Origin of the sequence: Shewanella holmiensis (genome assembly GCF_025370255.1) — a bacterium.
In the GTDB taxonomy this organism is placed as follows: Bacteria; Pseudomonadota; Gammaproteobacteria; order Enterobacterales; family Shewanellaceae; genus Shewanella; species Shewanella holmiensis.
Genome location: NZ_JAMTCD010000019.1, coordinates 85,718 through 96,031, shown reverse-complemented (window position 1 = coordinate 96,031; position 10,314 = coordinate 85,718). Strand labels below are relative to the sequence as shown.

The following is a 10,314-nucleotide window of genomic DNA, read 5'->3' as shown; positions in this document are numbered from 1 at the left end:
GGGTTCTAAATGAACCGCCCTGTGCGGAGCCGCATGCAGGGTGGTGTGGGGGCTGGAGGCTAGATACCTCCAGCTACCCGATTATAAGCCGGCTAACACATTCTTATGCTCTTCTATTAACTCTAATATGTCAGGATTAGTAGATAGAGAACCAAAATGAATTATTGTATCTGAGACTTCTGTTTCAGGTATTTTATTCCAAATATCCATTAATGCAGCAACACAGTAATAATGTGCTTCTTCATCTATTGGATTTTGGAGCATAAGCTTCAACTCAGGAAACAAGCCTATATCATTAATATCCATTGCCCACTGGCTAGCCCAATAACGAACACCATAATACTCACTCGTTAATGCTAATTTAATATGAGGCATCACTTTTGAAGGCTCATATTTATTAAATACATCATCGCATAACTGATACACACCAAAACCATCTTCGTCACCGAATGCATTCATCATCAACGGAATACATCGTTCATCTGGATTATCAATAAAGTAGTTCATAACCTTATTAAATGTATCAATCTCATTCGCTGAAATTTGTTCATCAGTTGGTAGTGGCTGATGTTTTTTTAAAAACTCTAATGCTTCATATATATTCATAAGGCTTATAACAGCTTATTGAACGGCACGCCCGATAAAGTCGGCCATACAAGTTATTGATTTATAACATCCTACATTTACTATCTTATTGATGTAAAGCAGTTTTATTTAACTCGACTGTCAAATAAAAGCGAGATTGCGCGTTAAAAGTGGATATTGCAATGGCTTAAAAATTTTAATCATTAAATATCTGATACTTATAACAAGACACGATTCTTTATTGTGCGACTTTAGACTGATTAATTGTCAATGTAATCAAGATACCTGCGAAAAACCATTATCACTGTATACAAAAACAGTACCCTTAATAAAAGGATAACTAAAGGGATAAATTACCACGATACAGGCTATGTAACAGGATTAACGTGCCTGCCATGTTACTCGTTTAAAAATCATCGATTTTATAATTAAATTTACCGGTTTTTTTAACTTGGTACATGACGGTATCCGCACGGTGAATTAACGCTTTACCGTTTTCACCGTGAATTGGGTAAACTGCTACGCCAATGCTCATTCTGATCATTAATTGATGCCCTTCCCAATCTACACTTTGGGTAAATTCGTTGAGTATGCGTTCACATAATTGTTCAATTAACTCACGACGCTCGATACCACTTAAGATAAGTAAAAACTCATCACCACCTATTCGACATAAGGTATCGGTTTCTCTAATTAATTTGGTTACACGATCGGCAACGGATTGAAGAATAAAATCGCCGGTATTATGCCCATAAGTATCGTTAATTAACTTAAAGCCGTCTAAATCAAAATAGATCACTGCGGTCATGTTATTGTCACGTTTAGAACGCTTTAAGGCTTCCGACAATCTATCGGTAGCAAGCCTTAAATTAGGCAGTGAAGTTAGCGGATCGTGATTGGCTAGCTCTTCAATGTGCGCATTTTTTTGTTCCAATTCCTTTGTTCTCTCTTGAACAAGTAATTCAAGTTCCGCATTTTGCTTTTTAACTAAATTAACTCTTAACGCGTGCCCAAAAAAGATCAACCCCAAACAGGCTAATACAGCGCAGCCTCTAAACCAAACCGTTTCAAACCAGTGCGGAAGTACTTTGAAGGCATAGGAAGTTTCAAGACTGATAGCACCATTGTCTATATTTTTAGCTCTTGCACTAAACAGATATTCCCTTGGGGGTAAATCTCTAAAGGTGATGTATCGTTGTTTAAATGAAATCGGGATCCACTCATCACTCATACCATTAAGTCGATATTGGTATTGCATGACAGAGGAATCATTAAAGTTTTTCGCATTAAGCTCAAAAGTGATTTCGGAAGTTTCAGGTTTAATCATCACTTCGGCATTGGATAGTCGTTGAGAGTTTCCATCTAAAGCTAAATTAGTGATGTAAACTTTGCTGCTAATTGGAGCCGTTACAGCTAGCTTAGGATCGATTACCATTAATCCCCGACTTCCGACAAAGAAAATATTAGCATTGTGACTGACTAATTTTCCGCCATTCCATCCCGTGCCAATATCAATCCCATCTCGACGATAAAATTTTGTTTTGGACTTTGCAGCTAAATCAATAAACTCTTTGTCTGTCCAGATGTTTTGTGCTGCATCTATCACTAAATTTCGAACACCATCAATACTGAAGTCGGCATACAAAGGAGCAAGTTCAACCTCAATTGCGTTACTGTTGCTAGTCAATAATGAGAACAGGCGATTATTCGACAAAAAGTATAAATTTTGCTGTTTATCTTCAACCAAACTGCTAATTAAGTTTCCCGCTAAGGGATGAATATCGCTGACATTTTTAATGACTAATTCGAGCTTATTTGATTGAGGCAATACGCGATAAAGTTGCCCAAATGATGCCAACCATAATGTTCCATCTGTTGCTTCAAGCATACTTTCACTTTGCAGACGATTATTGGCAGGGATATTAAAATGGATAAAGCCTTGCTTGGGGTCCCATTTACTCAAGCCATTCGAGCCTATCCACATACCACCATCAGATGATGGTATTAAGAAACGGATGACTTGATGAGGAAAATCATTTTTGTCGTTAAAGTGATTAATTAGCGCAAACTGCTCATCAAACTGTAGCAAACCAGATTGCCGAGTTCCGACCCAAATATTGCCGTGACTGTCTTGCGATAAGGTGGTTATGATGTCTTGATTTAACGCATGCTCAACGCTTGGGATTGAGTTTGCCGCTAGCGCGTTATTCTCTATCGTGACAGCTATAAGTTGGTCATTACCTAATAATAAAGTCCCATTGTTTAATTCGGTTATTGCATTGACCGTTTCATCAAAAAGGCCAAAGGATGCGATATCAAATGTTCTCACAAATGTAACTTGCAGGTTTGTCTTTTGGACATATTTACCCCAATGTCCAATCCACACCTGCTTATCTTCACTCATAAACACTGTGCTGACATCATTGGACACTAAGCCTTTTTTACCTTTTTTATGATGGTTTAAATGGCCTTTGATTTTATTTTTTTGCTGGTCGACCATCACGATACCACCACCAAAAGTGGCAACCCACATTTCAGTGTCATTCACTACAGTAAAGTCCATTACCCAGGCAGTATCCATGTCTTGTGATTTTGAAGACTTTAACCAAGTAACTTGCTGGGTGTGGGTATCTAAATATGCAATACCATGTTTTTGAGTGCCTAACCAAAGTTTATTTTGATCTGAATAAAGTAAGCGGTAAACGCTTTTGCCCTTTATGCTGGGTGTTAATACAGGCACAATTATCGAGTTAGCTTGATCAACAAAATACAAACCTTTTGTCGTTCCAAGCCAAATTTTACCCTCGGCATCTTTGGCTAATGACGTCACACCACCTTTTTTCGCATCTTTATCAAGATGATAGTCAAAAAATTTGATTGAATTATCCTTAAGATCAATCAGATTTAGTCCTTTGGCGGTTCCAACCCATAACGTGTCGCCATCAAGCAATGTCGCCATAACGATGTTTGATGCTAAACCTGGTTGAGTTTCTGTCTGTTCGGTGTACTGAGTTAAAATTTGTTTATTGATATTGAAGTAGGTTAAGCCAGTTGAATAACTGGAAATCCAAATACCGCCATCATTGTCTGGCGTAATATGGGTAATGAGATTACCTGAAATGGTTTTATTATCTTGGGGATCATGCTTGTAACTTGTAAAGTCGTGCGAATCATAACGCACTAATCCTTCATAAGTGCCAAACCAAATATCCCTATTACTATCTTGAATAATGGAAGTAATAAATCCATTTGGGTAACTGCCATCCTCACCAACGTTAACCACAAAGGGCTCAGATACATCATACAATGTCAGCTCAGCACTGCTGACTAACGCTGGGGGAAAACAAGACATCATGAGTATGCAAAAATACACCATTCGGCCAACAAACGGCTCAAATAAACCCTTAAAATATACGACTGATGCATCAAACTTAATTTGCATAAATAACCTGTTCGCTGAATAACAGCACATCGCGATAATCAATAAAATTTTGTGTAATTAAAGATAACTTAATGAACAGGTTAAGTATATAAGATGTTCAATACCCTATTAATAAGCAATCAATACTAAACCTTGAAACAAGATGATTTACGCAAGATACAGGTAATAGCAACGATTGAGGCTTGGAATACTTTTGTCGGCTTTACACAGAGCCTGATGGTCATTTATTCTGCTTTAACTAGCGTTGAAGAGATTAATATCTTGATTAGAAACAGTTTACTGATAAAAAAAGCGAGCCAATGGCTCGCTTTTTTAATGGTTACGCAACTTAACTTTTACATACAACATGAAACACTTATAAAACATTAACTTATAAATATTACGACGTTCAATTCACTTACAATAAACAAGTGATTACCGAGTAATTTGCCTTGTTATCAGCACATAAAGTTCAGTTTGACTATAAGCGAATAAATATTAGCTATTTAAAACTGGTTTATTCATTTGTAAGCCAAGGTTGAGTTGATGTAGCCAAACGGCCTAAATATCAGCCTCTTTAAACTCAGCAATCGCTTCACCCTTAAATTGCTTCTTGAGTTCAGTTTTAGACAACTCATTGATGCTACCACCCGCACCAATCGTAAAATGATCAGTTTGTTTAAGTTTGCGGGCTTGATAAAGCATGATCACTTGTAACGTATTTTCGCGTTGGGCTTCAGACAACACAGTACCGTCTTCCCATTTACCAAGCTCGGTGGCTGACACCAATCTTTGGTAAACTTCCTCTGGCATTTCATCAATGACTTTGTTGATATCATTCATACAGATTTCCGCTTATGTAGCACGAGTCTTACCCGCGTAATTAAATAACCTACAAAACCAATAACAAAACACGACACAGCTGCAATGGCCTGTATACCTTGGGCTTGCTCTCCGCCCCAAAACCAAGCGACGGCTCCACCAATAAACAGTGTTAAGCAAAACAAGCTGTGGTTCATCAGTTTATTCGAGTGTTGAATATGACTGATTTTAGATAATGTTTCGGTATTTCCGGCCAAACTTACTTTGCAATGGCTGCACTGTTTAGCTTGACTGGAAATCCGCTTTTGACACTTAGGACATTCAATTAATGCCATTAATGAAAACCCTTCTTACTTATTATAAATCGTCAACAACCGCTAACATTGCCAGTAATGACGCTTCACCAAGATAGATACTACGCTCAGGAGACCAACCTACAAATGGATCTGACAAATTGGCATTATCTTTAAACGGCATCTCAAGTGTGTTAGATAGGCATTTGAAGGTATTGGCAACCCAATTAGAGCCAACGGTTAGATTAGCTTTACCGGGTTCATCTTTGTCATAACCATATTGTGTTTGAAAATCTGCACTGGCTAACTGTAATGATGATACGAATTTATTTTGTAGTTGGGCCATTTTATCTGTGTAATTTGGCACACCTTCACAGCCTGCAAGGAATACGTATGGTAAGCCTTCATCGCCATGTACGTCATAAAATAAATCTACGCCCGTTTCTTTCATCTTGTTAACAACATAATACACTTCAGGGCTTTTTTCTAAACTCGGCGTCTGCCACTCGCGGTTTAAGTTTGTGCCAACGGCATTGGTGCGAAGATGTCCACGCACACTGCCATCTGGATTCATATTAGGAACAACATAAAAATTGGCTTTATCCAGTAAAGACTTAGACGTTGGATTATCACCATCTAGCAGTTGGCTTAATAAACCTTCAACCAACCATTCAGCCATCGTCTCACCTGGGTGCTGTCTGGCTGTGATCCAGATGTTTTTCTTGTCTTCGTCGCCATCACCGATTTTCAATAAGGTCATGTCACGGCCATCTAGGGTTAAACCAAGATGCTCTAGACTGACCGATGGGTGTAATTGCACTTCGCTGATTAAATCTAAATGACGTTCATAGCTGTAAGGTGCAAAATAGGCAATTTGAATGGCTTCGCAGTCTAGCTCAACTTCAATGGTTAACTTACCGTCTTGATAAGATGTAGGCACGCGAAACCATTGCTGGCGATCATAACTGGCTACGGCTTGGTAATCTTGCCAACCTTTTGGATAAGATGCGGTGCCAGCATTATTAATATGCATGGTGTAGGTTTGGCCTACTGCACCTTCTAAACGAAAATTAAACCACTGATAAAACTCACCACCAAAATCAGGTTTGATCGCAAGTTGAATATCATCGTGTTTATCGATATTAATGACTTCAATATTGCCGCCATCAAAATTTGCACTGATCCGCATAGATAATCCTTTAGTAAGTTGTACCGCTTATGCCCACACTGAATTGCAATTATTGCGGTTGTGTTGGCTATTTTTATCGGCATAGCTTACCAAATACGGCTATTTGTGTGAACTGTTAAAAGTTAAAGCTGTAACCTTGCCCTCTTACGGTATTGATTAAATCACGCGATAAATTACGATCTGCTAGTTTTCTACGGGTATTACTAATATGCATATCGAGATTGCGGTCGAATTTTCCAAGCTTTTTATGTAACACCCGTTGTTGTAATTCCTCTTTGGTTACCACTTCACCCTGGCGCTCATAAAGGTATTTAAACAAACGATATTCGGTATTGGTTAACGTAATTTTATGGCCGCTGCAGGTTAATGAATACTCTGTATCATCAAATTCAATCATGGTCTGCTTGATGGCATTTTCAACAAGCTGACCGCGACGTTTAATCACATTCATACGCAGTTGTAGCTCACGAATATTAAAGGGCTTTGATAAATAATCATCGGCACCGAGTTCGAATGCATTCAATTTTTCAAGCACATCATTGGTATTGGCTAAAGTGATGACTGGCGTGTGGCATTTACGGGCAACAAGCAGCCAAAACGAATCCATTTTTGGAATCGCCAAATCCACTAGAACAAGATCAAATGAATGCGACTCTAAATGGACTAATGCTTGAAATGCATCATTAACAATGCAAATTTCATAGCCTATTTCATTCAGTTTTTTACCAAAATCAAAACCTGCTTCAACTTTTTGTTCGATTAATAGTATTCTTTTCACAACACACCACAAATGATAACGATTTGCATTAAGATTAACATGTGAAGGTGCATTATTCTACTTTTGATTAAAAAAATTGTCCCAATGTGTTAGCTTTTTAAATTGATTGTGAAGGCCTGCTGAGGGTTATTGCAGTTGCAAACACTTTATTGAGGCAATGGCTTGATACCATGTCATTGCACGAGGATAAAAAGTATACGGTCTGACTTTGATGATTAAGCATCGGCAATGTCGATGATTATCCAAAATGGGGGCTGTTATAATGAAAAAGCCTGAATATTCAGGCTTTTTGGGCTTGCAATAATCTCATCAAAGATTACTTCATTAATTGACGGATATATTTAACCGGTGCACTACCATAACTTAAAAACGTTTCATGGAACTGTTTCAGATCGAACGCTTCACCTTGTTCATTTTTGAGTTCTTCCCTGAAATCGTAAATTTCACGATAGCCAGAGTAATAACTCGTTAATTGTACTTGGCTTAAAGTAGCGCGACGCCATTTGCCTTCAGCTTCAGCACGTTGTTGGAACGCTTCATTTTCCATCAGAGCAATCGCCTCTACTTCTCCCATACCCTTAACTTGAATACTGTAATCTAGAATGGTGTTCGCAATAACGCGTAAATTCCACTTGTAGTACATTAACCACATTTCAGGTTCAAAGTTACCGTATCCTTCTTCAAGCATCATACGTTCAGTGTATACTGCCCAGCCTTCAACCATAGCACCGTTTCCAAATAAGCTTTTTACTAGGCTTGGAGATTCATTTGAATACACTAACTGTGTGTAATGCCCCGGAATAGCTTCATGAATATTCAGTACTTGTAAGATCCAGTGATTGTATTCACGCAAGTAGCTTTCGGCAGATTCATCACTCATGCCATCTAAAGGCGTAACGTTATAATAAGTGTTACTGCCTTTTTCATATGGGCCTGGGGCACTGATTGATGCGCCAGCAAAACCACGCATGTATTCAGGCGTTTCGCGAACGACTAACGGTTTATTTGGATCAAGGGTAATGAGCTTCTTATCATTGACGAACTTCACCAATTCAGGAATTTGCTGACGCACATCGTCAACAAAGTTCTCACGCTTAACATGATTAGCAGATAACACATCAATCAGTTGACGAATGGCCAATTTATCATCTTCAGGTTTTGGTGTTGCAATATGCTTTGACCAAATATCATGGGTGATTTTAGCCATTTCTGCCTGTACACGGTTTTTATCTGCAACGGCTTTTTCAAAAAGCTGTTTCGCTGTCATGCCAGCTTGAATATCTAAGGCAAATTTTTGCTCGTAAAGTGCTTCACCAATTCTAAAATCTCGAGCACCCTCAGTTTGCAGCGTGTTTTCGAGCGCCTTTAACCATTCAATATGCTGGTTAATAGCCGTCTTCGCCGCCGTAAAACGGCTGTTGAACAATTGCTTTTGTTCATCCGTTAAACCGGAAACAGACACTTTAGTCGCTAGGTCTTCGCTAAGGACTGAAAATGCCCCCTGATTTTGCTGAATGGCCAATTGGGTGTGCGGTAACGTTGGATTATTAATATTGTCTCGAGCCGCTTGATAATAAGCTGGTACATGCTCTAAACGCGCAATGACAGAGACTAAACGTTCATCAATAGGTGCAAAGTCTTCATTAATGATTTGGGCAAATCCACCAGCAACATTGTAACTGGATGGGTCCCACTGCCATGATTTAAAGGTATTGATATCCCATTCAAAGTTATTGACTAAATTTTCAAGTAACTTGTAATCAATTAACTCATTGGCTGTCAGTGATTTTTGATCAAATGTGGCAAGTTGTGCTTTATGTTTAGCCACAAAAGCTAATGTTTTATCTCTGCTAGCTTGGTTTGGCACTTCAAGGTAACCATCATTAACATGTTTACCGTTATACATTGCCCATGTTGGTGATAGCTGCCATAAATCATCAATAAATGCCTGTGAAAAGTCGGCAAATGACACAGCTGCCGTTTGTTGAACATTTGCTGGGGTAGAAGCTGTATTTGCCTGTTCATTACAGGCGGTTAAGCCTGTAAGAGCCAATGCAATAGAAAGTGAAATTAACGCCTTTTTCATAACAAACCTTTATTGTTTTAGTTAATGTAATCAAGCCACCAACGTATATGAAACAACGTTGGGAATGCGGGTATAAATGTTTGCCAATAGTTAACCATCTTTTTTAAGTTTTTGCAGAAGTATTTCAACCTTTGAAATGTCTTGTCACACAATTGAATCTTATTTAAAAACTCGATTTAATTAAGATTCAATTTAACCATGATGCGGCTAGTGAATTTCCGCAAATGCTGAGACGGTTGACCTTAACAGGTTGTGATTACTAGGGCCTGTTGATCTTTGCTGGTTGAATTTTGTTCGAGTTAAAAACGTTTTAATTGAGGCGAATGGATTGATGCCTAATCATCTAAGCAAAAACCATTCAACAAAGAGTAAAACGTTTTTAGCCGACCCCTTCGGGCAGCGTTTGTTGGTCATTTGTACTGCGTTATCGACTTCTTATGTAGAATAACTACACCACAAAGTCTCTGCCTTGTACAAATGACTAACAATTCGCTGCAAAAACAACCTTGAAAGATCAACAGGCCCTAATAAGAAGGTTCATCTAAAAATGAATTAAGTTTTGTTGAGTTAAGCTTTGTTGAGTGAACTTTCTGCAAACAAAGCGCGCTTAGGTTGCCATGCAGCACGCCACTCGCCACGCTTAATTCGTTTTTATCTCGAACAAAACACAACCAGCAAAGATCAACATAGCCTAAGATTGTTAACGGCTTTACGACTATATAAAATTACAACGTTAATCCTAAAAGCCAAGATTACAGCAGCTTACTGGCGATTTTGATTGTTAAACTTTGATAGTTAAACAGAGTGTTACTTGTATAGGAAATGACAAATGTCACTGGCAATCCAATGCTTAACCATACATAGTATCAACACCATTACTGCGTGTTGTTAGATATAAGGAATGAATATGAACGTGGCAACGTTGGCACTGCTAATCCCTATTTTAGCCATAATAGGGAGTTTTGTGATCAGTATTATGAAGTTAAGAGCAAAGCAATTATCTGCTGCAAATGAATACCGTAATCAGTCGAAATCGATCAACGATGAATTACAGGCATTACGTAATAGAGTTGAAGTGCTTGAACGCTTGGTCACAGAAGATGCATATGATTTAACGCACAAAATTAATAATGCTTGATA

The 10,314-nt window shown here is 38.4% G+C and carries 8 protein-coding genes; 1 reads left to right on the top strand and 7 read right to left on the bottom strand.

The window, feature by feature from the left end:
* Window positions 1-81: 81 nt before the first annotated feature.
* The 7 genes from NE535_RS14135 to NE535_RS14105 all read right to left on the bottom strand — a co-directional run bounded on the left by NE535_RS14135 (window position 82) and on the right by NE535_RS14105 (window position 9,174).
* Window positions 82-606 (bottom strand): hypothetical protein, encoded by a 525-nt coding sequence (locus NE535_RS14135; protein ID WP_261299264.1) that lies wholly within the window; start codon window positions 604-606, stop codon window positions 82-84.
* 385 nt (window positions 607-991) lie between these two features.
* Window positions 992-4,027: a ligand-binding sensor domain-containing diguanylate cyclase gene (locus NE535_RS14130; protein WP_261299263.1), complete on the bottom strand. Its 3,036-nt coding sequence runs from the start codon at window positions 4,025-4,027 to the stop codon at window positions 992-994.
* 540 nt (window positions 4,028-4,567) lie between these two features.
* A complete protein-coding gene (locus NE535_RS14125; protein ID WP_261299262.1) occupies window positions 4,568-4,849 on the bottom strand; it encodes a YeaC family protein in 282 nt (93 codons plus the stop codon).
* On the bottom strand, window positions 4,846-5,163 hold the full coding sequence (locus NE535_RS14120) for a zinc ribbon domain-containing protein (RefSeq protein ID WP_261299261.1): 318 nt from the start codon (window positions 5,161-5,163) through the stop codon (window positions 4,846-4,848). The genes NE535_RS14125 and NE535_RS14120 overlap by 4 nt, the downstream gene beginning before the upstream one ends.
* A 22-nt stretch (window positions 5,164-5,185) precedes the next feature.
* Window positions 5,186-6,310 (bottom strand): M14 family metallopeptidase, encoded by a 1,125-nt coding sequence (locus NE535_RS14115; RefSeq protein ID WP_261299260.1) that lies wholly within the window; start codon window positions 6,308-6,310, stop codon window positions 5,186-5,188.
* Window positions 6,311-6,425: 115 nt separating this feature from the next.
* Entirely contained in the window at window positions 6,426-7,088 is a 663-nt protein-coding gene (locus tag NE535_RS14110; RefSeq protein WP_261299259.1) for a response regulator transcription factor, read from the bottom strand.
* A gap of 316 nt (window positions 7,089-7,404) precedes the next feature.
* Complete coding sequence (locus tag NE535_RS14105) at window positions 7,405-9,174, bottom strand: DUF885 domain-containing protein (protein ID WP_261299258.1); 1,770 nt, start codon at window positions 9,172-9,174, stop codon at window positions 7,405-7,407.
* Window positions 9,175-10,081: 907 nt separating this feature from the next.
* Between NE535_RS14105 and NE535_RS14100 the strand changes: the two genes are divergently transcribed.
* Complete coding sequence (locus NE535_RS14100; RefSeq protein WP_261299257.1) at window positions 10,082-10,312, top strand: hypothetical protein; 231 nt, start codon at window positions 10,082-10,084, stop codon at window positions 10,310-10,312.
* The last annotated feature ends 2 nt before the right edge of the window (window positions 10,313-10,314 follow it).

Coding starts and splice junctions, on each gene's coding strand:
- NE535_RS14125 (WP_261299262.1), bottom strand. CDS start 4,849: ATGAATGATATCAACAAAGTCATTGATGAAATGCCAGAGGAAGTTTAC.
- NE535_RS14130 (WP_261299263.1), bottom strand. CDS start 4,027: ATGCAAATTAAGTTTGATGCATCAGTCGTATATTTTAAGGGTTTATTT.
- NE535_RS14135 (WP_261299264.1), bottom strand. CDS start 606: ATGAATATATATGAAGCATTAGAGTTTTTAAAAAAACATCAGCCACTA.
- NE535_RS14105 (WP_261299258.1), bottom strand. CDS start 9,174: ATGAAAAAGGCGTTAATTTCACTTTCTATTGCATTGGCTCTTACAGGC.
- NE535_RS14115 (WP_261299260.1), bottom strand. CDS start 6,310: ATGCGGATCAGTGCAAATTTTGATGGCGGCAATATTGAAGTCATTAAT.
- NE535_RS14100 (WP_261299257.1), top strand. CDS start 10,082: ATGAACGTGGCAACGTTGGCACTGCTAATCCCTATTTTAGCCATAATA.
- NE535_RS14120 (WP_261299261.1), bottom strand. CDS start 5,163: ATGGCATTAATTGAATGTCCTAAGTGTCAAAAGCGGATTTCCAGTCAA.